This is a genomic window from Actinomadura gamaensis (genome assembly GCF_042652125.1).
GTDB classification, from domain to species: Bacteria; Actinomycetota; Actinomycetes; order Streptosporangiales; family Streptosporangiaceae; genus Spirillospora; species Spirillospora gamaensis.
Genome location: NZ_JBHSIT010000015.1, coordinates 81,500 through 103,963 on the forward strand (window position 1 = coordinate 81,500; position 22,464 = coordinate 103,963).

General features: G+C 73.4%; 23 protein-coding genes. 6 read left to right on the forward strand and 17 right to left on the reverse strand.

Going from position 1 to position 22,464, the window contains the following annotated elements; translation table 11 throughout:
- Positions 1-291: 291 nt before the first annotated feature.
- From ACFPCY_RS38020 to clpS, 10 genes are all read right to left on the reverse strand, one after another.
- The gene (locus ACFPCY_RS38020) at positions 292-1,041 is read right to left on the reverse strand and encodes an MBL fold metallo-hydrolase (protein WP_378263779.1); all 750 of its coding nucleotides are present in this window, start codon (positions 1,039-1,041) and stop codon (positions 292-294) included.
- A 50-nt stretch (positions 1,042-1,091) separates the two neighbouring features.
- Positions 1,092-1,913 (reverse strand): glutamate racemase, encoded by an 822-nt coding sequence (murI, locus tag ACFPCY_RS38025; RefSeq protein WP_378263781.1) that lies wholly within the window; start codon positions 1,911-1,913, stop codon positions 1,092-1,094.
- A gap of 239 nt (positions 1,914-2,152) precedes the next feature.
- Entirely contained in the window at positions 2,153-2,953 is an 801-nt protein-coding gene (locus tag ACFPCY_RS38030; RefSeq protein WP_378263783.1) for a thioesterase family protein, read from the reverse strand.
- 464 nt (positions 2,954-3,417) lie between these two features.
- Positions 3,418-4,365 (reverse strand): PLP-dependent cysteine synthase family protein, encoded by a 948-nt coding sequence (locus tag ACFPCY_RS38035; RefSeq protein WP_378263785.1) that lies wholly within the window; start codon positions 4,363-4,365, stop codon positions 3,418-3,420.
- A 22-nt stretch (positions 4,366-4,387) separates the two neighbouring features.
- Positions 4,388-4,660: a MoaD/ThiS family protein gene (locus ACFPCY_RS38040; protein ID WP_378263787.1), complete on the reverse strand. Its 273-nt coding sequence runs from the start codon at positions 4,658-4,660 to the stop codon at positions 4,388-4,390.
- A gap of 204 nt (positions 4,661-4,864) precedes the next feature.
- Entirely contained in the window at positions 4,865-5,290 is a 426-nt protein-coding gene (locus ACFPCY_RS38045) for a M67 family metallopeptidase (protein ID WP_378263789.1), read from the reverse strand.
- Between the two features lie 57 nt (positions 5,291-5,347).
- A complete protein-coding gene (locus ACFPCY_RS38050) occupies positions 5,348-6,397 on the reverse strand; it encodes an anti-sigma factor RsbA family regulatory protein (protein ID WP_378263791.1) in 1,050 nt (349 codons plus the stop codon).
- A complete protein-coding gene (locus ACFPCY_RS38055; protein ID WP_378263793.1) occupies positions 6,394-7,338 on the reverse strand; it encodes an MEDS domain-containing protein in 945 nt (314 codons plus the stop codon). Before ACFPCY_RS38055 ends, ACFPCY_RS38050 begins: the two co-directional genes overlap by 4 nt.
- A gap of 90 nt (positions 7,339-7,428) precedes the next feature.
- The gene (locus tag ACFPCY_RS38060) at positions 7,429-8,043 is read right to left on the reverse strand and encodes a DUF2017 domain-containing protein (protein ID WP_378263795.1); all 615 of its coding nucleotides are present in this window, start codon (positions 8,041-8,043) and stop codon (positions 7,429-7,431) included.
- Entirely contained in the window at positions 8,043-8,339 is a 297-nt protein-coding gene (gene clpS, locus ACFPCY_RS38065; RefSeq protein ID WP_378263797.1) for an ATP-dependent Clp protease adapter ClpS, read from the reverse strand. Before clpS ends, ACFPCY_RS38060 begins: the two co-directional genes overlap by 1 nt.
- Positions 8,340-8,524: 185 nt before the next feature.
- Here clpS and ACFPCY_RS38070 point away from each other — a divergent pair, with 185 nt between their 5' ends.
- The 3 genes from ACFPCY_RS38070 to ACFPCY_RS38080 are packed head-to-tail and all read left to right on the forward strand — an operon-like array spanning position 8,525 to position 11,012.
- On the forward strand, positions 8,525-9,850 hold the full coding sequence (locus ACFPCY_RS38070) for a nicotinate phosphoribosyltransferase (RefSeq protein WP_378263799.1): 1,326 nt from the start codon (positions 8,525-8,527) through the stop codon (positions 9,848-9,850).
- Between the two features lie 41 nt (positions 9,851-9,891).
- Positions 9,892-10,470 carry an isochorismatase family protein gene (locus ACFPCY_RS38075; protein ID WP_378263801.1) on the forward strand — a complete coding sequence of 193 codons (579 nt, stop codon included), beginning with the start codon at positions 9,892-9,894 and terminating at the stop codon, positions 10,468-10,470.
- Complete coding sequence (locus ACFPCY_RS38080; protein WP_378263803.1) at positions 10,467-11,012, forward strand: gluconokinase; 546 nt, start codon at positions 10,467-10,469, stop codon at positions 11,010-11,012. Before ACFPCY_RS38075 ends, ACFPCY_RS38080 begins: the two co-directional genes overlap by 4 nt.
- Before the next feature lie 142 nt (positions 11,013-11,154).
- Here ACFPCY_RS38080 and ACFPCY_RS38085 read toward each other — a convergent pair whose 3' ends face one another.
- From ACFPCY_RS38085 to ACFPCY_RS38100, 4 genes are all read right to left on the reverse strand, one after another.
- Positions 11,155-12,900 (reverse strand): DEAD/DEAH box helicase, encoded by a 1,746-nt coding sequence (locus ACFPCY_RS38085; RefSeq protein WP_378263959.1) that lies wholly within the window; start codon positions 12,898-12,900, stop codon positions 11,155-11,157.
- Positions 12,901-12,936: 36 nt separating this feature from the next.
- The gene (locus ACFPCY_RS38090; protein WP_378263805.1) at positions 12,937-13,827 is read right to left on the reverse strand and encodes a zinc metalloprotease; all 891 of its coding nucleotides are present in this window, start codon (positions 13,825-13,827) and stop codon (positions 12,937-12,939) included.
- Positions 13,828-14,209: 382 nt separating this feature from the next.
- On the reverse strand, positions 14,210-14,464 hold the full coding sequence (locus ACFPCY_RS38095; RefSeq protein WP_378263807.1) for a DUF3039 domain-containing protein: 255 nt from the start codon (positions 14,462-14,464) through the stop codon (positions 14,210-14,212).
- Between the two features lie 17 nt (positions 14,465-14,481).
- Positions 14,482-15,057 carry a YqgE/AlgH family protein gene (locus ACFPCY_RS38100; protein WP_378263809.1) on the reverse strand — a complete coding sequence of 192 codons (576 nt, stop codon included), beginning with the start codon at positions 15,055-15,057 and terminating at the stop codon, positions 14,482-14,484.
- 173 nt (positions 15,058-15,230) lie between these two features.
- Here ACFPCY_RS38100 and ACFPCY_RS38105 point away from each other — a divergent pair, with 173 nt between their 5' ends.
- Positions 15,231-15,920: a hypothetical protein gene (locus ACFPCY_RS38105; protein ID WP_378263811.1), complete on the forward strand. Its 690-nt coding sequence runs from the start codon at positions 15,231-15,233 to the stop codon at positions 15,918-15,920.
- A gap of 175 nt (positions 15,921-16,095) precedes the next feature.
- Here the strand turns inward: ACFPCY_RS38105 and ACFPCY_RS38110 are convergent, their stop codons facing one another.
- Positions 16,096-17,499, reverse strand: coding sequence for an NAD-dependent malic enzyme (locus tag ACFPCY_RS38110; protein WP_378263813.1), 1,404 nt, complete (start codon positions 17,497-17,499; stop codon positions 16,096-16,098).
- A 420-nt stretch (positions 17,500-17,919) separates the two neighbouring features.
- Positions 17,920-18,885 carry a tetratricopeptide repeat protein gene (locus ACFPCY_RS38115; RefSeq protein WP_378263815.1) on the reverse strand — a complete coding sequence of 322 codons (966 nt, stop codon included), beginning with the start codon at positions 18,883-18,885 and terminating at the stop codon, positions 17,920-17,922.
- A 505-nt stretch (positions 18,886-19,390) separates the two neighbouring features.
- Here ACFPCY_RS38115 and ACFPCY_RS38120 point away from each other — a divergent pair.
- Positions 19,391-20,554 carry an ATP-binding cassette domain-containing protein gene (locus tag ACFPCY_RS38120; RefSeq protein WP_378263817.1) on the forward strand — a complete coding sequence of 388 codons (1,164 nt, stop codon included), beginning with the start codon at positions 19,391-19,393 and terminating at the stop codon, positions 20,552-20,554.
- Positions 20,547-22,094, forward strand: coding sequence for a hypothetical protein (locus ACFPCY_RS38125; protein ID WP_378263819.1), 1,548 nt, complete (start codon positions 20,547-20,549; stop codon positions 22,092-22,094). The genes ACFPCY_RS38120 and ACFPCY_RS38125 overlap by 8 nt, the downstream gene beginning before the upstream one ends.
- Here ACFPCY_RS38125 and ACFPCY_RS38130 read toward each other — a convergent pair.
- Positions 22,033-22,365, reverse strand: coding sequence for a DUF3817 domain-containing protein (locus tag ACFPCY_RS38130; protein WP_378263821.1), 333 nt, complete (start codon positions 22,363-22,365; stop codon positions 22,033-22,035). The genes ACFPCY_RS38125 and ACFPCY_RS38130 overlap by 62 nt on opposite strands.
- Positions 22,366-22,464: the final 99 nt, after the last annotated feature.

The following is a 22,464-nucleotide window of genomic DNA, read 5'->3' on the forward strand; positions in this document are numbered from 1 at the left end:
CCCCGTCCCACCTCGGGCTGGAGCACGTCCACCGCGAGCGCGGCCGGTCATCCGGAGCCCTGGTCGAGGCGTGGTGGACAACCGTCACAGCGGCGGAACGTGCGGGATGCACGGGACGTGCAGGGGGACTGGGCGTGCAGGGCGGCTGGGCGTGCTGGGCGGCTGGGCGTGCAGGGGTTCGGCGCGCGGTGGGTGGCTGGGCGCGCAGGGGTTCGGGGCGTGCGGGATGGCTGGGCGTGCAGGGGTTCGGGGCGCGCTGGGTGGCTGGGCGTGCGGGGTGGCGGGGCGGCCTCAGATGTCGTAGACGGCGCCTACGCGGGCCAGTTCGATCGGGCCGCCGAAACCGCTGCCCTTGGCTTCGACCAGGGAGCGGGCGGAGTCGTTCCACGGGACGAGATGCGTCAGGACGAGGCGGTCCACGCCGGCGCGGGTGGCGTGTTCGCCCGCCTCGCGGGCCGTCAGGTGGAGATCCGGCGGGAGGTTCGGGCCGTCCAGGAAGGACGCCTCGCAGAGGAACAGGTTCGCGCCGCGGGCGATGTCCACCAGATCGGACGACTCGCCGGTGTCGCCGGAGTAGGCGAGGACGCGTCCGCCCGCCTCGATGCGGAAGGCGTAGGCCTCGACCGGATGCGGCGTCTGGACGGCGGAGACGGTGAAGGGGCCGATCTCCCAGGAGCCGCCGGGAAGCGGGTGGAAGTGGAAGGCCTCGTCCATGCCGTCGTCGGTGGGCAGGCCGTAGGCGCGGGACATCTGCGGACCGGTGTCGGCGGGACCGTAGACGGGGATGCGGGGGGCGCGGCCGTCCGGGCAGTAGTTGCGGGCCACGTAGAAGCCGCACATGTCCATGCAGTGGTCGGGATGCAGGTGGGAGAGCAGCACCGCGTCGATCTCGTAGGGCGAGTGGAACTGCTGCAGCACGCCCAGCGCGCCGCTGCCGAGTTCCAGCAGCATCGCGAACCCGTCCGCCTCGACCAGGTAACAGGACGCCGGGCTGTCCGGCCCCGGAAAGCTGCCCGAGCAGCCGATCACAGTGACCCGCACGCTCACTCCTCCTTGTGTCTTCCCGAGGATTCCGTACCCCGCCAGGGGCGTCAGTAGGTCAGAACGTCCACGTCCCCGGCGCGGACGGTCTCCACCGCGCCGATCTCCGGGCCGAGGAAGCGGCGGCCCAGGGCCGCGAACACGTCCGGATCGCCGGTGGCCCGGAACCGGTGTTCCGGCCGTCCGGCCCCGTCCGGCCGGGCCAGTCCACGATCGTGCAGCACGCGGTACACGTCCTTGGCGGTCTCGTCGGCGCTTGAGACCAGTGTGACCCCGTCCCCGACGACATACGAGACGACTCCGGCAAGCAATGGGTAATGCGTGCAGCCCAGGATGAGCGAGTCACATCCGGCGTCCACGATGGGCCGGAGGTACTCGCGCGCGACCTCGATCACCTCGTCGCCCGCCGTCACGCCCGCCTCCACCAGCGGGACGAACCGGGGGCACGCGGCGCTGACGAGCTCGATGTGCGGGGCGGCGGCGAACGCGTCCTCGTAGGCGCGGCTGGTCACGGTCGCGCGCGTGGCGATCAGCCCGACCCGCCCGTTCCGGGTGGCCGCCGCGGCCCGCCGCACCGCCGGACGGATCACCTCGACCACCGGGACGTCGTAGCGCTCGCGGGCGTCGGCCAGCATCGAGGCGGACGCGCTGTTGCACGCGATCACGAGGACCTTCACGCCCTCGTCCACCAGCCGGTCGAGCATCTCCAGCGCGAACGCCCGGACCTCGGCGATGGACCGCTCGCCGTACGGCTGGCGCGCCGAGTCGCCGAGGTAGACGACGGGCTCGTTCGGCAACTGGTCCAGGATGGCCCGGGCCACGGTGAGCCCTCCGAAACCGCTGTCGAAGATACCGATCGGCGCGTCTGACATGGTCCCCAAGGCTAGGCGCTCCCGACCGTAACTCGGCCGTCATGCGGCCGACATCACAACGTCCGCCCCGTCACACTTCCACCTACGAAAACCACGCCGTCGGCCTACTTACCCGCTCAGCGGTGAGTAAGCGTTCACCAACTCAGAGTAAGCACTCACTCACCCCTGCGCCGCACGCGCCGTGGCGGGGGCCAGGCGTGGCGGGGGCCAGGCGTGGCGGGGGTCAGGCGTGGCGGGGGTCAGGCGCGGCCGGTGCGGGCGAGCTGGCGGGACTGGGCGACGAGGCGGCCGGTGGAGTCCCAGACCTCGACCTCCTCGTCGAACCAGCCGCCCGCGGAGAGGCGGCCGGAGCCGAGGACGGCCAGCCAGCCCGGCGCGGGGACGGCCCGGAGGTGCCAGGTGAGCTCGACGGTCGGCGACCAGCCCTTCGCGTCCAGGTTGAGCGCGACGGGCGGGAGGGCGTCCACGGCGAGGGCCATCGCGTACGCGTCGGGCTCGTAGCCGCAGTGCAGGCGGAACCAGGCGCGGGCTTCGAGGCGTCCGCTGGGACGGCCGTCCAGCCAGCCCATGGTGGACGGGTCGAACCGCATGTCCACGCGGTCGGCGAAGCCGCGGTCGCCGGGATCCTTGGGGCCGCCGTCCATGCCGAGGCAGGACTCGACGGGCGGGAGGGCGGGGACGGGTTGCTCCCCGGTCCACACGGGCTCGGTGTCGGGGTCGAGCGTGGCGGTCGTGATCAGGGCGTCCACCACGGGAGCGTCGTCCTGGACGAGGGTGAGGCGGGCCATCTCGGCCGTCCGCCCGCTCTTGCGGCGTTCCACGACGATCTCGGCCGGGCCGGGCTTGGCGACGCGCAGGAAGGACGTCGCCGTGGACACCGGGTGGGCGTGCGAGGACGCCTCGACCGCGGCGCGCCCGAGCACGGCCATCAGGTACCCGCCGTTGAGCGCCTGGGCGAAGCCGAACCCTCCGTCCAGCTCGGCGCGGTACCGGCCGTCGCCGATCCGCTCGACCGCCGTCGCGTCCCCGAACCTGCTCATCCGCGTCCTCCCGGGGGCTTTCTAGAACCACATTCGAGAACGAGCGTACCGATCCGCGCCGAAGCCCGCGCGCCCGCTCCCCGGGAACCGTCCGGCGCCGACCGCGAGAGCCCGCCCCGCCCGGCTCCTCCGGCCCCGCGAGCTTCACCGGTCCCTCCGCCCCGAGCGGCTTCCCCGGACCGGACGCATCGCACCCAGCGTTCGCTTCTCCGTCGCCTCACCGCGCCCCCGAACGTGCGATGCCCCACGCGCCCCACGACGATCCAGCTTCGTCGAACGGCCCGTCCCTAACGGAGGTTGTGACCCAGCTGTGAACTGGAATGTTCGCGCTCACCTCGTAAAACTCGATCGGCGCGGCGAGCTCGCCCCCCTTTGCCCCGCAACGCCACCTCAAGCGCCGTCCCGCAAAGAGAGGGGCGGACGACCCGAAGGTCGTCCGCCCCTTTCGACGAGTCGGCGACGGGTCAGGCCCAGAGCTGCCCTTCCAGGCGGGACTCGGCCTGCTCCAAGGTGCCCTCGTAGGCGCCGGTGGAAAGGTACTTCCAGCCGCCGTCGGCGACGATGAAGACGATGTCGGCCGGATCGCCGGCCTTCACGGCTTTGCGCGCCATGCCCAGGGCGGCGTGGAGGGCGCCGCCGGTGGAGAGGCCCGCGAAGATGCCCTCCTGGTCCAGGAGTTCGCGGGTCCGGCGCAGGGCGTCGGCGGAGCCGACCGAGAAGCGGGTGGTCAGGACGGATTCGTCGTACAGCTCCGGGACGAACCCCTCGTCGATGTTGCGCAGGCCGTAGACCAGCTCGCCGTACCGCGGCTCGGCCGCGACGATCTTGATCTCCGGCACCTGCTCGCGCAGGTAGCGGCCGACGCCCATGAGGGTGCCGGTGGTGCCGAGGCCGGCGACGAAGTGCGTCACCGACGGGAGGTCGGCGAGGATCTCCGGGCCCGTCGTCTCGTAGTGGGCGCGGGCGTTGGCGTCGTTGCCGTACTGGTAGAGCATGACCCAGTCCGGGTTCTCCGCGGCCAGGCCCTTGGCCACCCGGACGGCCTCGTTGGACCCCCCGGCGGCCGGCGACGAGATGATCTCCGCGCCCCACATGCGGAGGATCTGGCGGCGCTCCTCGGAGGTGTTCTCCGGCATCACGCAGATCATCCGGTAGCCGCGCAGCCGAGCGGCCATGGCGAGCGAGATGCCGGTGTTGCCGGACGTCGGTTCCAGGATGGTGCAGCCCGGTGTGAGCAGGCCGTCCTTCTCCGCCCGGCTGATCATCCAGAGGGCGGGACGGTCCTTCACCGAGCCGGTCGGGTTGCGGTCCTCCAGCTTGGCCCAGAGGCGGACCTCCGGGGACGGGGACAGCCGGGGCAGGCCGACGAGCGGCGTGTGCCCCAGCGAGTCGAGCAGCGAGTCGAAGCGCATGGCACGGAACGCGTTCGGCCGCTCAGCCGCCGGCGACGGCGGGCAGGATGGTGACGTTGTCACCGTCCGAGACCGGCGTCTCCAGGCCGCCGAGGAAGCGCACGTCCTCGTCGTTCAGGTAGACGTTGACGAACTTGCGCAGCTTGCCGCCGTCCACGAGCCGGTCCCGCAGGCCGGGGTGGCGGGCGTCCAGGTCGGCGAACAGCTCGCCGAGCGTGCCGCCCTTGCCCTCGACGGCCTTCGAGCCGTCGGTGAGGGTGCGCAGGATGGTGGGAATCCGAACCTCGATCGCCATCGCGAGAGTCTCCTTGGTGTCGTGCTGGGCGAGCCCCGTCCACGGCATGACAGCCGGACGGGGCGCGGGGTTATTCCGGGCGGAGGCGCGATGGGGGACAGTCGTAGACGACCTCGGCGCGCGAGTGCCCGAACAGAAAGCTCTGCACCGGGGGCACCGCGCCGCGACACCCGCTGCGGGGCCCGCTCGTCGTCCACATGGCGCTCATTTTACCTGGGAGTAGCTCTCGACCACGGTGACGTCCTCCTCGGCCACCTCGCCGTCGATGATCCGGTACGACCGGAACTCCACCTCGTCGGCGTCGCGCGTGGACACCAGCACGTAGTGGGCGTTCGGCTCGGACGCGTAGGACACGTCGGTGCGCGACGGGTAGGCCTCGGTGGCGGTGTGCGAGTGGTAGATCACGACGGGCTCCTCGTCCCGGTCGTCCATCTCCCGCCACACCTTGAGCTGCTCCATCGAGTCGAAGCGGTAGAACGTCGGCGAGCGCTCGGCGTTGGTCATGGCGACGAACCTGGTGGGACGGTCCGAGCCGATCGGACCGGCGATCACGCCGCACGCCTCGTCCGGGTGGTCCGCGCGCGCGTGCGCGACGATCTGGTCAACCAGGGCCTGCTCGATCGTCAGCATGCGCCGAAGGCTACCCGGCGCGCGCGGGCCCGTCCGGCCCCGCCCCCCGGCGGTGGTTCAGGCCGCCAGGCGGGTGTGGAGGCGGAACCGCGTGCCGGTCGCGTCGTCCGAGCGGATCTCCACGATGTGGCAGAGGCAGCGGACGGCCCACATCGCGGCTTCGGCGGGACGGTCGAGGCGCGGCGGCAGGTGGCCGAGGAAGCGGTCCTCGACCCGCGCGGCCGGGTCGGCGATCTCGCAGACGATCTCGTCGCCGGTGGCCCAGACCCACAGCTCGCCCCGTCCGCCGCCGTAGCGGATCACCGCCGTCGCGACCTCGTTCGCGGCGAGGACGAACGGCAGCCGCCGGTCCTGCGGCAGGTCGAAGCGCTCGGCCTGCCCGGTGAGGAAGGAGCGCAGGTCGGGAAGCCCGCCCGTGGTGAAGTGGCGGTGCTCGGCGGAGCGGGGCGGCGGCGGAAGCGGGCTCCGGTTGCACTCGTCGTAGAAGTCGGCGGGGTCGGCGTAGGACGGGCTGGGCCACACGCTCGTCCCGTCCGCGAACGCGGGATGGGTGCGGGCCACGTCCGCCAGCACGCCCTCCGGGACGGCCCTGAGGTCGTAGGCGCAGGTCAGGACCGTCGGCGTCGTCTCGAACACGACGTTCAGCAGCGACTCGTGCCGCTCCCACTCGACGATCTCCAGCGGGTTCCGGCCCGTCCACGGCGGCTCGGCCAGGACGCGCAGCCGCCCGCGCCGCCACCAGTCGGTCCGTCCGCGCTCGTGGAAGGCGGCGAGCGCCTTCATCGGGCCGCTGTACCACTCCGCCGAGTCCAGGAACTCGACCCGCGCCCCGCCGGGAAGCCTCGGCTGGATGTCCTCCCCGGAATCCTGTTCCGCGCCGGACGCAGACGCGTCGGACGGAGGGACGAGGAGGGCGCGGCGGGCCGGGGAGAGGATGGCCACGAGGACGTCGCCGGCCTCGGCGCCTTCGGTGAGGTAGGCGGTGGCGGCCTCGCGGAACTCCTCGTCGGAGTCGAAGAGGAGGGCGCGGTGGTCGAGGGGGCCGTGCGAGGTGCGGCGTTCGCCGCTTCGGGGAGCGGGGCTGTGGCGGGTGGGACCGCCGTTCACGCCGTCGCCTCCTCCAGGTAGACACCGGGCAGGCGGTCCCATCCGGCGATGCGGAGCATGAGGGCCAGGTAGCCCGGGACGGCGCGGAGGACGAGCTGGCGGTCGAGGCCGTCGCCGGCGTGGCGGGCGTCCAGGATGGCGCGCAGGCCCTCGGTGTCGCAGAACGCCAGGCCGGACAGGTCGAGGCAGAGGTGGCCGTCGCGGCGCGCGGCGACGTCGAGCGCGGCGCGCAGCGCGGGCAGGGTCGACTCCTCGACCGCGCCGCGCAGCGCGAGCCCGGGCGGGGTGAAGGTCGGGGCGATGCGCAGGATGCCGTCGTCGTGCAGGTCGTCCGGGCGGACGAGGCCGTCGTGGCAGGCGAGCAGCAGGCGGAGCTGCTCGTCGCCGAACCAGCGGCGGTCGTACTGGCAGATCGCCATCGCGCGGGTGCCGGGGGCCTGGAAGGCGCCCTGGCACTTGTGCTCGAACTCGCGGAACCGTTCGGTGCCGGGCCAGCCGCGCAGCGAGAACGAGGTCTCGCCGGTGATCCGGACGCCCTTGAAGCCCTGGACGAGCGCGAGGTCGATCTCCGCGCCGAGCAGGTCGACGGTGGCGTCGGGGTCGAACCGTCCGGACGCCATGAACGCCTCGATCACCGGGCGCGGCGACAGCCGTCCCTCCGCCGCGGCCGTGCGGACGTCCACGCCCAGCTCGACGAAGGCCGGCGCGGTCGCGAGCCGCTCGATCACGTCGTCGGCGTTCTCCTGGTCGGCCAGGTAGATGATCTTGTGGTCGAGCTTCAGGCCGTCCCGGACGTAGGCGGCGAGCACCGCGTAGCGCTCCTCGTCCCCGGCGAAGGCCAGCGCGAGGTGGTCGCCGAAGCTCATCGCGCCGACTCCGACGGCCTCGGACTCGGGACCGGTCGCCGGCTGCGCCGGGCCGTCGTTTCCCAGCGTGGACATGGTCACGGCCTCCCGGGGGGTCGGGGCGGCGGCCCGCCGGCGAGGCCCGGAGGGCCCGCCGTGGAGCTGCCCTACCCTGCCACGGTAGCCCTACCAGACGGCCCGGACGAGGCTTTCCTGAAGCATCGTCAACCAGTCGTAGGCGGCGAACATCGGCAGCCGCGGATCGGACGGGTCGAGGCGCTCGGCCTCCTCGTACCACTCCTCGGAGATGTCGAGCCGCGTGCCGAGCGCGAGCCGGACGTCGTTCAGCGCCCGCAGCCAGGCCTGTGCCTGGTCAGCGGTCAGTTCCACGTCGGCGGGCGACGCGTCCGCGGTGAACGCGCCGGCGACCGACGCGCCGGAGGTCTCCGGCAGCGGGGCCGTCCCGCCGGAGCCGTCCGAGACGAACGCTTCGCCGAGAGTGGCCAGGACGATCCCGGCCGCCTCGCGCTTGCCGTCCCGCAGGCCCATCTCGGTGTAGCGGCGGAACTCCCCGGCCGCCTCGCCGTCGTCGCGGTAGGCGTCGGGGAACAGCCGCGCCAGGACGGGGTCCTCGGGCATGCTCGACCGGTCGGTGATCCCGACGGCGGCCAGCTCGTCGTCGGCGGCGGGCGGCTCGCCGAGCAGGTCGAGCAGCTGCTCCATCAGCGTCCGGACGAGCGCGGCCTCCTCGGGCTCGAACCGGATCCGGACCGTGTCGCGCCGTCCCTTGCGCACCTTCATCAGTCGTCCCGCTTCACGGTGGCCCACAGGCCGTAGGAGTGCAGGACCTCGACGTCCCGCTCCATCTCCTCGCGGGTGCCGCTCGCGACCACGGCGCGGCCCTTGTGGTGGACGTCCATCATCAGCTTCTCCGCCTTCGCCTTCGGATAGCCGAAGACGGTCTGGAACACGTAGGTGACGTAGGACATCAGGTTGATGGGGTCGTTCCAGACGATCGCCAGCCACGGCCGGTCCGAGCCGACGTCCTCGGCGATGTCCGGCCGGTCGAGTTCGACCGGTGCGGGTGCACTGCTCATGGCTTCGCCGTCTTCCTCTCCCCCGGTCCAGAACGCCGCCCTTCCCGAGAATGCTAGTTCGTCGGCCCCTCACCCGTGGACCACGCCCCCGTGTCCCCCGCGGGCGGGACGGAACGGGCGTGTCGCGCGGCCGGCCGGGCCGCCCGGCGAAGGGCGGGTTCCGGCCGATCAGTAGGGTTTGCGCTGTGGACTTCGGAAGTTTCGGCACGACCGCGCTGCTCACCGACCAGTACGAGCTGACCATGCTGACGGCCGCGCTGCGGTCGGGGACGGCCGAACGGCGCGCGGTGTTCGAGGTGTTCGCCCGGCACCTGCCCGCCGGACGGCGGTACGGCGTGGTCGCGGGCACCGGGCGCCTCCTCGACGCGGTGGAGGCGTTCCGGTTCGACGACGAGACGCTCGCGTTCCTCCGGGACCGGGACGTCGTGGACGAGCCGACCGCCGAGTGGCTGGCCGCCTACCGTTTCACCGGCGACATCCGGGGCTACGCCGAGGGCGACTGCTACTTCCCGAACTCCCCGATCCTGACCGTGGAGGGGACGTTCGCGGAAGCGGTCGTGCTGGAGACCGTGATCCTGTCGATCCTCAACCACGACTGCGCGATCGCGTCGGCGGCGTCCCGGATGGCGGTCGCCGCCGAGGAGCGCCCGCTGATCGAGATGGGGTCGCGGCGGACGCACGAGCAGGCCGCCGTCGCCGCCGCGCGCGCCGCCTACGTCGCCGGGTTCGACACCACGTCCAACCTGGAGGCCGGGCGCCGCTACGGCGTGCCGACCGCCGGGACCGCCGCGCACGCCTTCACGCTGCTGCACGACAGCGAGCGGCACGCGTTCCGGGCGCAGCTCGACTCCCTCGGCGAGGGGACGACGCTGCTCGTGGACACCTACGACGTCGAGCGGGCCGTCCGGACGGCGGTGGAGCTGGCCGGGCCGTCGCTCGGCGCGGTGCGGATCGACAGCGGCGACCTCGGCGTGGTCGCCCGGCGCGTCCGGGCCCAGCTCGACGAGCTGGGCGCGACCGGCACCCGGATCATGGTCACCGGCGACCTGGACGAGTACGGCATCGCCGCGCTCGCCGCCGCGCCCGTGGACGGCTACGGCGTGGGGACGTCCCTGGTCACCGGGTCGGGCGCGCCGACCGCGTCGCTGGTCTACAAGCTGGTCGCGCGGGCGGACGGCCCCGGCGCGGACGCCCCGATGCGTCCGGTCGCCAAGCGGTCCACGGGCAAGCCGAGCCGCGGCGGGCGCAAGGCGGCCGTGCGCCGCCTGGACGGGCACGGCGTCGCCTGCGCCGAGGTGGTCACCACCGGCGAGCCGCAGCCCGCCGGGCGGGACCGGCTGCTCCAGGTGCCGCTGGTCGCCAAGGGCGAGATCGTCGGACGCGAGCCGCTGGCCGCCGCCCGCGACCGGCACGTCGCCGCCCTCGCCGAGCTGCCCCCGACCGCGCTCCAGCTCTCCCGGGGCGAACCCGCCCTGCCGACCGAGTTCGTCGACGGTGGCCCGCGCCGCTGAGCGGGTAGCGTTCGGAGAGGGACGGACAGCGAGGAGCGATCATGGCCGAGGCACTGGTCATCGTGGACGTGCAGAACGACTTCTGCGAGGGCGGGTCGCTCGCGGTGGGCGGCGGAGCGGACGTCGCCGCGGCGATCTCGGCGCATCTCGCCGCGCACGGCGACGAGTACGCCCACATCGTCGCGACGCGCGACTTCCACCTGGATCCGGGCACGCACTTCTCCGCGGAACCCGACTTCGTGGACAGCTGGCCGCCGCACTGCGTCATCGGGACGGCCGGGGCCGACTTCCACGAGGCGCTGACGCTCGCGCCGATCGAGGCGGTGTTCAGCAAGGGCCGCGAGTCCGCCGCCTACAGCGGGTTCGAGGGCGTGAACGACGACGGCGTCCCGCTCGGCGACTGGCTGCGCGAGCGCGGCGTGACCGCGGTGGACGTGGTGGGCATCGCCACCGACCACTGCGTCCGGGCGACCGCGCTGGACGCCGTCCGCGAGGGGTTGGACACGCGCGTGCTGCTCGACCTCACCGCCGGGGTCGCCAAGGACACCACCGACCGCGCGGTGGCCGAGTTCCGTTCGGCGGGGGTCGTCCTCGCCGGGGAACCCGTCGTGCGCCCATGACGCCGGACGACGCGCGCGCCGCCTGGGGCCGTCCCCTGCCCGCCGCCCCGATCGTGCTGGTCATGGGCGTGGCCGGCAGCGGCAAGACCACGGTCGGGCGGCTGCTGGCGCAGGAGCTCGGCTGGGACTTCGCCGACGCCGACCAGTTCCACTCGCCCGCCAACATCGCGAAGATGACCGCCGGGATCCCGCTCACCGACGCCGACCGGATGCCGTGGCTGCGCACGATCCGCACCTGGATCGACGTCCATCACGTCGCCGAGCGGCCCGGCGTCGTCACCTGCTCGGGCCTCAGGCGCGCCTACCGCGCCGAACTCACCGGCGGCCGTCCCGAGGTGCTCCCCGTCTTCCTGGACGGCGACCGCGACCTCATCGCGCGCCGCATGTCCGCGCGCATCGGCCACTTCTTCAAGCCCGAGATGCTCGACGGGCAGTTCAGGATCCTGGAGCGCCCGGCGCCGGACGAGCACGTCCTCGTCCTGCCCACGGCCTGGTCCGTGGAGAAACTGGTGGACACGGTAGTAGCCGCCCTCCGCCCCTGACCGCCGCACCCCGGCGCGACACCTCCGCGCCGACCCCGCGGGGAGCCCTAGGCGACGCCTGCGTGCCGAGCCTTCGCGTGACACCTCAGCGTGACACCTCGGCGTGACACCGAGCCTCGGTGCGCAGGCGGGCGGCGCGGGATCAGTGGCGGCGGCGGGCGGCCCAGTCGCGGATCTTGTCGATACGCCTGCGGACGTCCTCGGCGCTGGCCTGGGCGAGGACCGGGCCGCCGCAGGTGCGGCGCAGCTCGGAGTGGATCACCCCGTGCGGCTGGCCGGTGCGGTGGCTCCAGGCGCCGACCAGGCCGTTCAGCTCCTTGCGGAGGGCGTGCAGGTCCTCGGCGGCGGTGCGGTCGGCGCGCGGGTCGCCGGTCTTGCGCTTGCGCTCGCTGGCGATCTGCTCGGCCTGGCGCTTGCGCAGCAGCTGGGTGACCTGCTCGGGCTCCAGCAGGCCGGGGATGCCGAGGAACTCCTCCTCCTCGGCGGAGCCGGGCTGCGCCTGCATGCCGAACTCGCCGCCGTCGTACAGGACGCGGTCGAACGTCGCGGACGCCTCGACCGTCTCGAACGGCAGCTCGTCGCCGACGACGTCCGGGGTCTTGCGCTCGCGGTTCGCCTCGGCGAGCAGGTCGTCGTCGAGGCCGTCCTCCCGGACGGGCCGGTCGAGCACGTGGTCGCGCTCGGTCTCCATCTCGGCCGCGTGCCCCATCAGCGTCGGCACCGACGGCAGGAACACCGACGCCGTCTCGCCGCGCCGCCGGGCGCGGACGAAGCGCCCGATGGCCTGGGCGAAGAACAGCGGCGTGCTGGTCGAGGTCGCGTAGACGCCGACGGCGAGGCGCGGGATGTCCACGCCCTCCGACACCATGCGGACCGCGACCATCCAGCGGTCCTCGGTCTCGCTGAACGCCTTGATCTTCTTGGACGCGGTCGGGTCGTCGGACAGCACGATCGTCGCGCCCTGGCCGGAGATCTCGCGCAGCATCCGGGCGTAGGCGCGGGCCGCCTCGTGGTCGGTCGCGATGACCAGGCCGCCCGCGTCCGGGATGGCGCGGCGCAACTCGGTGAGGCGCTTGTCGGCGGCCACGAGGACCTGCCGCATCCAGTCGCCCTTGGGGTCGAGCGCGGCGCGCCAGGCCTGGGCCATCTGGTCCTGGGTGAGGGGCTCGCCGAGGGTCGCGGCGAGCTCGTCGCCCGCGCGGGTGCGCCAGCGCATCTCGCCGGAGTAGGCGAGGAAGATCACCGGGCGGACGACGCCGTCGGCGAGCGCCGGGCCGTAGCCGTAGGTGTAGTCGGCGCGGCTGCGGCGGATGCCGTCCGGCCCCTCCTCGTACTGGACGAACGGGATGGGGTTGATGTCGGTGCGGAACGGCGTGCCCGACAGCGACAGCCGCCGCGTCGCGGGCTCGAACGACTCGCGCACCGCGTCGCCCCAGGACAGGCCGTCGCCCGCGTGGTGCACCTCGTCGAAGACGACCAGGGTCTTCTTCATCTCGGTGCGGTTGCGGTGCAGCGCCGGGCGCGCCGCGACGGTCGCGTACGTCACGGCGATGCCCTGGAACTCGCGGCCGACCGCGCCCTGCCCGTTCTGGAACTCCGGGTCGATCTTGATGCCGACCCGCGCGGCGGACTCGGCCCACTGCCGCTTCAGGTGCTCGGTCGGGCAGACGACGGTGACGGCCTGGACGATGCGGCGGTCCAGCAGCTCGCGGGCGAGCCGGAGCGCGAAGGTCGTCTTACCCGCGCCGGGCGTGGCGACGGTCAGGAAGTCGCGCGGACCGGGCTGCGTTCCGTCCGGGCCGAAGTAGACCTCCAGGGCCTGCTGCTGCCAGGCGCGCAGGGACGACGCGGTCCCCCACGCGGCCCGTTCGGGGAACGCGGGGGGCATGCTCGATGCGGCGAAGGTGCTCACGGTCATCGAAGGCTACCGAGCCCCACCGACAGATCGCGCCCCGTGTCCCCGGTCCGGCCCCCCGGCGCGCTCCCGGTACGCGGCCCACACGGCCCGCACGCGACGCCCCTGACCTGCGGTGAACTCGTGCATGCACTCGTCCCAGCCGTAGTCCATGAAGTTGTGCACCGGATCGCCGCCCGGCTGCGGACACGTGTCCTTCGCCACTGGGCAGCCCTCGGACGGCTCCGCCTCGAACGGGGTGTCGCCGACCTCGTCGCCCGGCTGCTCGCAGCCGTTCTCGAAGGTGTGGTAGAGCCCGAGCCAGTGCCCGGTCTCGTGGACGGCCGTCTTCCCCGCGGCGAAGTGCCGGAACGAGCCGCCCGGCAGGGTGCGGTAGTCGACGACCACGCCGTCCAGGACGGGCTTCTTGCGATACGCCTGCGGGAACGTCGAGAAGCCGAGCACGTCCGAGCCGACGGACGCGGTGTAGAGGTTCAGCGTCCCGGCGCCGCCCCTGCGCAGGGCGCGCTTGAACTGCCGTTCGAGCCGTTCCGGCTCGTGGAACCATTGCGGACGGTTCGTCCGGTCGGTGGAGACGAGCCGGAACCGGACGCCGGTGGCGTGGCCGCCGTCGCGTCCGCCGTAGGCCGCGTTCAGCGCGCCGACCTGCCTGCGGAGCACGGCCTCCGACACGGCGCCGTCCCTGCCGGACGTCAGCACGTGGATCCGCACCGGCACGCTGATCGGGCCGGGACGCCGCGCCGCCCGGTCCACCGCGCCCAGATCGGACGTCCCGAACCGCGCGGTCAGCCTGCGCCGAAGGTCGTCCTCCATCGCCAGGACGCGCCCGCGCCCGAGCGCCTGCCCGTCCCGTCCCCGAGCACCCCGCAGCAACCCGTCCCGCCCCGCTGCACCGCGCACCAACCCATCACGCGCCGGTGCACCACGCACCAGCCCCTCACGCTCGCGGGCGCCTGCCGAACGCTCGGGGGCGCCACGCGCCGGACGCTCGCGGGCGGCGCGTGCCGGACGCTCGCGGGCGGCGCGTGCCGGCGCGTCGCGCGGGGTGGCGCAGGTCGGACGGGACGACGCCGCCGTTCTCATCCGCGCCTCCCCTCGAACTCCGCGACCGGCCTCACCCACCGTGCTCGCGACCGTACCGAACGTGACCGACAGAACGCACGCCGACAGCGCGAAAGCCCGCCTCATGCCTCATCCCCCGAACCGGAAAGTCGTGATCCCCTGGTCGATCATGCCCCGATCGGCCAGGGGATCACGGTGAAGATCGCGCGCGGACCCCGGACTACTTGTCGCCCTCGCCGTCGCCGCCGGACTTCATCGACTCGTAGATCTCCTTGCACTCCGGGCAGACCGGGTACTTCTTGGGGTCGCGGTTCGGCACCCAGACCTTGCCGCACAGCGCGACCACCGGGGTGCCGGTGACGGCGCTCTCGGTGATCTTGGCCTTCTTGACGTAGTGCGCGAACCGCTCGTGGTCGCCGTCGCCGTGCGAGAGGTCCGGCCGTACGTCGCTCTCGGGAAGGATCTTCGTGCTCACGTCACTCACCTTAGCCGTCAGTTCAGGGTGGGGTCGTCGGGGAAGGTCGACACGAACGCCAGGTCGCCGGCCTGGCGGCGCAGCACCTGCTGCCAGAGGCGCTCGGGCTCGGCGGCGAACACGTCGCCGGCCTCCGCGGAGACCAGGTACCAGGCGCCGTCCTCGATCTCGCCGAGCAGCTGGCCCGCGCCCCAGCCCGCGTACCCGGCGAACACGCGGAGCTGGAGCAGCTCGGGCGCGAGCAGCGCGGGCGGCGCGTCGAGGTCCACGAGGCCGACTCTGGCCACCGACGGGTCGCCGTCGAGGGCCCGCCAGCCGAGCGGCTCGTCCTCGCCGGGGAGGCGCGCCAGGGCGAGCGCGTTGTCCAGCGCCACGGGACCGCCCTGGAACACCACCGAGGGGACGGTCACCAGCTCCGCCCAGGGAGGGAGCACCCGGTCGACCGGCACTTCCGTCGGCCGGTTGAGGACGACGCCGAGGGTCCCGCCGTCGCCGTCGTGCTCGACCACGAGCACGACCGTGCGGCGGAAGTTGGGGTCGTCGAGCTGGGGGGTCGCCACCAGCAGGGTCCCCACCGTGATGCCGTCTTCCATTGGACCATCATGCGTCGCCGCGGCCCCCGGCGGCACATCCCCCCTCCGGTTGCCCTGTTACGGGAACCCGGCCGGGGGGATATGAAGAAAAATGGTCCAGGGTTTAGGCATGCTCTAGATTACGGCCGTGTCGCGGGGCGCGGTCCCGTCGGGCCGCTTGGCCGGAGGTCACGATGCAGTTGCCGAGGGTCGTCATCGCCGCCGTCTTCTTCGTCATCGGGGCGCTGATCGCCGTGCCCGCACTCATGAAGTGGGGCTCGGGCGAGTCCCGGGCCTCCAACCGGCCCGTCTCCAACTCCAGCTCGGTGCCGACCACCCTGCCGTCCGGCAGCGGGACGGGCACGCCGGGCAAGGGCAGGACCTCCCCCACGCACGGGACGACACCGACCTCGACGACGTCCCCGACGTCCACCCCGACCGGCGCCGAGCCGCTCGCGGTCACGTTCGGCTCGGTCGCCTGCCCGGGGCGGACGCTGGACGTGACCGTCCGCAACGACAGCTCGCAGGAGCAGAGCTACTCGATCGAGCGGGACGACAACTCCACCCCGGTGACGGCCAAGGTCGCCGCGGGCGCGACCCGGACCAGCACGCTGCGCCTGAAGCAGGGCCGCAAGACGCTCGTCGTGGTCAACGACGCCGCGCACCAGACGGTCAAGCAGAAGTCCGTCACGGCGCGCTGCACGGCCGCGACGCCCACCGAGACCCCGACCAAGCTCCCGCACACCGGCGCGGACTCGGCCATGATCTGGGCGCGCGTCGCGACCGGCGCGGGCGCGCTGGTCACCGGCGCGATCATCCTCTGGTACGGCGGCATCTGGCCCCGCCGCCGCGACCCGATGTTCGGCGACAAGACCGCCAAGTAACCCCCGGCCCGCGCCCTGGCCACCGGCCCGCGCCCTGGCCACCGGCCCGCGGCCTCGCCACCGGCGCGTGAGCTGGCCGCCGGCGCGTGAGCTGGCCGCCGGCGCGTGAGCTGGCCGCCGGCGCGTGAGCTGGCCGCCGGCGCGTGAGCTGGCCGGCGGCGGTGAGCGGTGAGGGTCAGGCCTCGGTGCGGGGGCGGCCTCCGGCGGCCTCGCGGACGGCTCCGGCGACGCGTCCGGCGACCTCCGGGTGGAAGACGCTCGGGACGATGTAGTTCGGGCCGAGCTCGCCCGGCGTGACGACCTCGGCGAGGGCCTGCGCGGCGGCGAGGAGCATGTCCTGGGTGACGCCGTTGGCCTGCGCGTCCAGGAGGCCGCGGAACACGCCGGGGAAGGCCAGCACGTTGTTGATCTGGTTCGGGTAGTCGCTGCGGCCGGTGGCGACGACGGCGGCGTGCTCGCGCGCCTCGTCCGGGGACACCTCGGGTTCGGGGTTGGCGAGGGCGAACACGATCGCGTCGTCGTTCATGGTCGCGATGTCGGCGCCGGTGAGGATGCCGGGGGCGGAGACGCCGACGAACACGTCCGCGCCCGCGACCGCGCCCTTCAGGTCGCCGCTGTAGCCGTCGGCGTTGGTGTGCTCGGCGATCCAGCGGAGCGAGTCGTCCAGGTCGTCGCGGCCGAGGTGGACGGCCCCGTAGTAGTCGCAGACGACCACGTTCTTCGCCCCGGCGTGCAGCAGCAGCTTCAGGATCGCGCTGCCCGCCGCGCCCGCGCCGGACATCGCGATGCGGACCGTCCCGATGTCCTTGCCGACCACGCGCAGCGCGTTGGTGAGCGCGGCGAGCACGCAGATCGCGGTGCCGTGCTGGTCGTCGTGGAAGACCGGGATGTCCAGCAGCTCGCGCAGCCGGGCCTCGACCTCGAAGCAGCGCGGCGCGGAGATGTCCTCCAGGTTGATGCCGCCGAACGCGGGCGCGAGGATCTGCACCGTCCGGACGATCTCGTCGGTGTCCTGGGTGTCGAGGCAGATCGGCCAGGCGTCGATCCCGGCGAACCGCTTGAACAGGGCGGCCTTGCCCTCCATCACCGGGAGCGCGGCCTCCGGGCCGATGTTGCCGAGGCCGAGCACCGCCGACCCGTCGGTGACGACCGCGACGCTGTTGCGTTTGATCGTCAGGCGCCGGACGTCCTCGGGGTTGCGGGCGATGGCCAGGGAGACCCGCGCGACGCCCGGCGTGTACGCCATGGACAGCTCGTCGCGGTTGCGCAGCGGCACCTTCGACTGCATCTCGATCTTGCCGCCGAGGTGCATGAGGAAGGTCCGGTCGGAGACCTTGTGGATCTTGATGTCGTCGATTGTCTCCAGCGCCGCGGAGATCGACTCGGCGTGCTCGGTGTCGCGGGTGGCGATGGTGACGTCGATGCGCAGCGTCTCGTGACCGGCGGTGTTGACGTCGAGGGCGGTCACGATGCCCCCGGCGTTCTCGACCACGTGGGTGATCTGGCTGACGGCCTTGCCGCCGGCCGGGACCTCCAGCCGGACGGTGATGGAGTAAGAAACGCTGGGCACGCTGGCCACGACACTGCTCCCTGTCTACCGGGTTACGTCTTCCGGCTACGTTCTCGTCCCGCCCGGAGCCGGGGACCGGGATCCGGGATGGCGTGAGCGCGCTACTCCGAGGGCGTCCTGGTCGAGGGCGTCGCATGGGGCGGGCGGGGCGCGGTCACCGCCAACGAGGATACGCGCTCGGCGCGCCGTCCCCGGTCAGAAGACCACTTGATACGTGCGGCGTTAAAAAAGCGCGTTCTACTCGAACCCGCCCCGATGCATCCAACCGCCACCCGTGCTACCGCCCCCGAAGCAGCGCGCCCCGAACGACGCGGGGCGCGTTGAACACCGCGGGGCGCGTTGAACGCCGGAGGGCGCGTTGAACGACGCAGGGCGCGTCCTCCGAAGGAGAGGGACGCGCCCTGCGGCGTTCGGTGCGGGTCGGGGCGGTCAGAAGAGCGCGCTCTGGAGGGAGCGGCGGCCCTTCGCCAGGCGCGGGTCGTCCGGCGGGAGGACCTCGAAGAGCGCGAGCAGGTGCTTGCGGACGGCGTCGCGGTCGTCGCCGGTCGTGCGGCGGACGGCCGAGACGAGGCGGGCGAACGCGGCGTCCACCTGGCCGGAGACCATCTCGACGTCGGCGGCGTCGGTCTGGGCCTTGGCGTCGCCGGGCTTGGCCTCGGCGTCCTGGAGGGCCTGCCGGGGGTCCAGCGCCTGCACGCGGGCGCTGAGGTCGACCAGGGCGATGCCGCGCTTGGCCTCGGCGTCCTGCGGGTTCGCGGCGAGGATGTTGTTGAACGCGGCGCGCGCGCCGTCGAGGTCGCCGGCGCGGAGCGCGTCCTCGGCGGGGCCGTACAGCGAGTCGGCCGAGGGCGCGTCGGACGCGGGGGCCTGGCCCGCCGGGACGTCCGGGATCAGCCCCTCCTTGACCAGCGCCTCGAAGAGCTGGTCGATGGCCTGGCGCACCTGGGCCTCGGGGGCCGCGCCGTTCAGGAACGGCAGCAGCTGCCCCTGGACGACCGCCGCCACGAACGGGATGCCGCGCACGCCCATCTGCTGCATGTACGCGGCGAGCTGCGGGTTGGCGTCGATGTCCACCTTGGCGAGGACCCACCGGCCCGCCGCCTCCCCGGCCAGCTTCTCCAGGATCGGGCCGAGCTGCTTGCAGGGGCCGCACCATTCGGCCCAGAAGTCGACGAGCACCGGGACGGTCTGCGACCGCTCCACGACCTCGGCGTTGAAGGTCTGGTCGGTGACGTCCACGACGTAGGGGCCGTCCGCCGCCGCTCCGGCGGCGGGCCCGGCCGCGCCGTCCCCGGCCTGGGCCGCCCGGGCCTGGCGCTCCTGGCGCTGCTTCGACGCCGCCTGGACGGCCCCCAGGTCGACGGCCCCGTACAACGAAAAGTCCCGAGAAGGCATGTGTCCATCCTGCCGCATGAGCGCGCGTGTCGCATGAGCCGCGGCGGGTGTCCTCCGGCACCGTTCGCGCGGACCCGCGAGCGGACCCGCGACGGACCCGCGAGCGGACCCGCGGCGGGCCCGCGAGCGGTGCCGCGGCGGACCCGCCACCGAGCCGCGATGGGCGTCCGGCACGCGCCCCCACCACCACAGGACGGACATGAACGACCGAGTCCGACTTTCCATGAAACGGATCGGACAACGGCGCGAACGGTAAAGATTCCAAGCGCCGTGCCTCAATGGCAAAAGCGAGCTGACGCCGATCACCAAGACTGGTTATAGTCGCTGGGTCGTGCACGGATCGACGTCCACGAGAGTTTCATCCGGTGGTCTGCGAGACCCCGGAGAAACACGCCGTCCGGCGACGGGGGTCGCGGGCGGGCCGGGACGGCCGGGAGCCGTGTTCGTAACCAACGGGGGGAAATCAGAAATGGTCGCGGATCCATCCGCGATCGTGGCTCACAGGATGGGGGTCCGCCGCGGGGGGCGGTGGCTTCTCCGTCCGACGGCCCTCGGTATCGCCGAGGGCCTGATCGGTGTTGCCGGTCCGCCGGGCGCGGGCAAATCAACGCTGCTGGCCACGTTCGCGACGCTGCGCCGACCCAGTGTCGGCGAAATCGAAATACTCGGTCTTCGCACCGGGAAAGCCTCCGATCTGCGTGCCGCGCGGGCGCGGATCGGCTATCTTCCGTCCGGCTTCTGGCGGGAGTCGAACATCACCGCCGCACAATTCGTGGGCTATGCCGCCTACTACCGGCGGGCCCGGGAATCGGACGCGCGAGAGATTCTCGAACGCATGGAACTGGCGGACGCGGCGGACACCGAACTCGCGCTGCTCCCGCCGGACGTCCGGCTCCGCGTGGGCCTCGCCGCGACGTGCGTGCACGAGCCCGACATCGTCCTGCTGGACGATCCGATCGGCGAACTCGTCGGTCCCGTGCCCGACGGCGGGCGCGGCGAGTTCAGCGCGTCCCTGCCGCGGCTGTTCGGCCGCCTGGGCGCCTTCGGCCGTGGCGATGGCGACGACGCGTCCGATGCGGACGCCGAGGCGCGGCCCTGCCCGCGGGATCCGCGGCCCTTGGGCGCGGCTCATGCGCGCGCGGTGTCGGAGCTGATGCCGGTGCTGCGCTCGCTCGCGCCGACCGTCCTGGTGACCGCGTCGTCGCCGAAGACCCTCACGGGCGTGTGCGACCAGGTGTTCTCGCTGGCCCGTGGCCGCCTCACGGAGGTAGCCGGGACCGCCGGGGCCGCCGGAGAGTCGCCGCACCGCACGCACGCACGAGCCGAGCCACCGCGCCGGGTCGCGAGCATCCGCATCACCGGTTCCCACCGTCCCTCCCCGGACGCGCGGAGGGCCGGCACCGAAGGCACGGGGTCGCATGGCCGCGACACCGACTGGCGGGACGCGCACGCGCCGGGAACGCATCGGCGCGAGGTTCACGGCCCGCACGGACGGAAGGCGACGGCGTTCCTCCGGCGGCGGACGCCCCTGCGCTGGCGCGAGACGGTCCTCTCCCGGCGGGAGGCCGCGCTGCTTCGCGCGCGCGACGGCGACCGTCGGGACGACGAGGTGAACGGCGTGGGCAGGTGGAGGAGGCTGATGCCGTTGGGAAGCGCCGCCGGTGGCTGAGCTCAGCCGGGTGCTCCGCGCGGACGCGCGGCGGGCGCGGCCGCTCGCCGGGGTCGCCGTGCTCGCGGCGTCCGGCATCGCCGTCGCCTGGCCGACGCTGCTGCCCGGAGTCGCCTACTGGGACAACTCGATCGTCGCGCTGATGAACGCCGTGCGGGTGATGGGTCCGGTGGCCGCCGGGTTCGCCGCGCTCGCGGGCGCGCGTGAGCGCCGGCTGGACTACCTGCGCGTGGTGACGGCCCGGTCGCCGATCACCGGCGTGCTGCTCGACCTGACGTTGCTGATCATGGTGGCGCTGGCGTCCTACGGCGTCGTGGTCGGCGTGATCGTCATCCGGACCGTGCTGCGGCAGGAGGCGGGGCAGCCCGACCTGTTCGGCCTCACGGCGGCGTCGGCGGCGCTCGCCCTGCACATCACGGCGGGCTACCTGGCCGGACGGCTCGTCTCGCGGCCCACGACCGCGCTGGTCGTGACGGCGGTCGCGGCGCTGTGGGCGGCGGCGCGGCTGCCCGGCGCGTCCTGGTGGAGCCTGCTGCCGCCCGCCGCGTTCGACCGGGTGGAGCTGTTCACCCGGCTGAGTCCGGGCGTCCTCGCGGACCAGACGGTCTGGGCCGCGGCGCTCGCCGTCGCGCTCGCCCTCGCGTACTGCTGGTGGGTGACGCGGCGGGCCGTCCTGCTGCTGGGGGTCGTGGCGGCGCTCCTGCTGGTGGGGAGCGTGACGGTGCGGCTGCACGGCACGCACGGGACGGCCGTCCAGGCGGCCCCGGCCGCGGACGTGTGCCGTGACTGGCCGCTGCGGGTGTGCGTGCATCCGGTGCTCGCGCCCGCGCTGCCGGCGCTGGAGGAGGCCCTGACGCCGCTCGCGGCGCGGCTCGCGGACACGCCCGCCGCGTTCACGCGCGTCGAGCAGCGTCCGGATCCGGGCCCGGCGAGGGTGCGCCACGGGCTCGTCCGCGTGTACCTGCCGGGCGGCTTCGGAACCGGCTTCACCGCCGGGGTGCTCCGGGACGTCCGGGACGGCCTGGTCGGCGCGGACGCCTGCGCCGCCCGCGCGCGTCCGGCCCGGGAGTACGAGTCGCTCGTGGACGCGTGGCTGCTCGGCGGCGGCCCGCCCGCGATCTCCGATCAGGGCGCGTCCCGCCGCTTCGGCCTGTGGGACGAGGAGGACCGCCGCTCCTGGCTGCGCGCCCACTTCTCCGAGTACCGGAAGTGCTCGCTCGGGCCGTCCGACTTCTCGGCGCGCGCGCTCGCGAGGCTCACCAGGCTCGAAACCCGTCCGAGCGGGACGCCGGCGCTCGGCGGCACGACCACGCCGACGCCGCACGGCGGCGCGAACGGGAAAACCGGCTCAAAGGAAAGGCGCCCCGCGCCGGACGCCCTTTCCCAGGACGCCCGGCGGGGGCGCGAATACCCTCTGCGCGGCCACGACAGGACCCCCCAGACCCGCCGCGGCCACGCAGAAGCTCAAGACGCGGCGCTCAGACCGCCGGCCGCTCCCCGACCTCGCCCGGACGGGCGCCCGCGTCGGCGACCGGCTTGAGCCAGTAGCGCTCGACGAAGAACGGAGCGATCGGGAGCACCGAGGCGACGAGCGCCAGCAGCGTCCGCTTGGTGTCCCAGCCCGTCGCCTGCCGTCCGGCGAGGACGAGCCCGACATAGGCCAGGAACAGGACACCGTGCACCGGCCCCATGATCTGGACCGCGACCGGCGCGTCCGCCCCGTACTTGAGGGGCATGGCCACCAGCAGCAGCACCAGGAACGAGACGGCCTCGGCCACGGAGACGATCCGCAGAGTCTTCACGATGTCCACGTGCAGTAAACGTACCGCCCCCACCAGGGTGTTTCGGACAGGCCTATGGCGCTGCTCACATCGGGGGCTCGGCCCGCGGCGCCCGGCACCTCTAGGGTG

Bases quoted from the DNA above. Each gene is read 5' to 3' on its own strand.
- murI (WP_378263781.1), bottom strand. From the start codon at position 1,913: ATGTCAGACGCGCCGATCGGTATCTTCGACAGCGGTTTCGGAGGGCTC.
- ACFPCY_RS38030 (WP_378263783.1), bottom strand. From the start codon at position 2,953: ATGAGCAGGTTCGGGGACGCGACGGCGGTCGAGCGGATCGGCGACGGC.
- ACFPCY_RS38035 (WP_378263785.1), bottom strand. From the start codon at position 4,365: ATGCGCTTCGACTCGCTGCTCGACTCGCTGGGGCACACGCCGCTCGTC.
- ACFPCY_RS38040 (WP_378263787.1), bottom strand. From the start codon at position 4,660: ATGGCGATCGAGGTTCGGATTCCCACCATCCTGCGCACCCTCACCGAC.
- ACFPCY_RS38045 (WP_378263789.1), bottom strand. From the start codon at position 5,290: ATGCTGACGATCGAGCAGGCCCTGGTTGACCAGATCGTCGCGCACGCG.
- ACFPCY_RS38055 (WP_378263793.1), bottom strand. From the start codon at position 7,338: ATGTCCACGCTGGGAAACGACGGCCCGGCGCAGCCGGCGACCGGTCCC.
- ACFPCY_RS38060 (WP_378263795.1), bottom strand. From the start codon at position 8,043: ATGAAGGTGCGCAAGGGACGGCGCGACACGGTCCGGATCCGGTTCGAG.
- clpS (WP_378263797.1), bottom strand. From the start codon at position 8,339: ATGAGCAGTGCACCCGCACCGGTCGAACTCGACCGGCCGGACATCGCC.
- ACFPCY_RS38075 (WP_378263801.1), top strand. From the start codon at position 9,892: ATGGCCGAGGCACTGGTCATCGTGGACGTGCAGAACGACTTCTGCGAG.
- ACFPCY_RS38080 (WP_378263803.1), top strand. From the start codon at position 10,467: ATGACGCCGGACGACGCGCGCGCCGCCTGGGGCCGTCCCCTGCCCGCC.
- ACFPCY_RS38085 (WP_378263959.1), bottom strand. From the start codon at position 12,900: ATGCCCCCCGCGTTCCCCGAACGGGCCGCGTGGGGGACCGCGTCGTCC.
- ACFPCY_RS38100 (WP_378263809.1), bottom strand. From the start codon at position 15,057: ATGGAAGACGGCATCACGGTGGGGACCCTGCTGGTGGCGACCCCCCAG.
- ACFPCY_RS38105 (WP_378263811.1), top strand. From the start codon at position 15,231: ATGCAGTTGCCGAGGGTCGTCATCGCCGCCGTCTTCTTCGTCATCGGG.
- ACFPCY_RS38115 (WP_378263815.1), bottom strand. From the start codon at position 18,885: ATGCCTTCTCGGGACTTTTCGTTGTACGGGGCCGTCGACCTGGGGGCC.
- ACFPCY_RS38120 (WP_378263817.1), top strand. From the start codon at position 19,391: ATGGGGGTCCGCCGCGGGGGGCGGTGGCTTCTCCGTCCGACGGCCCTC.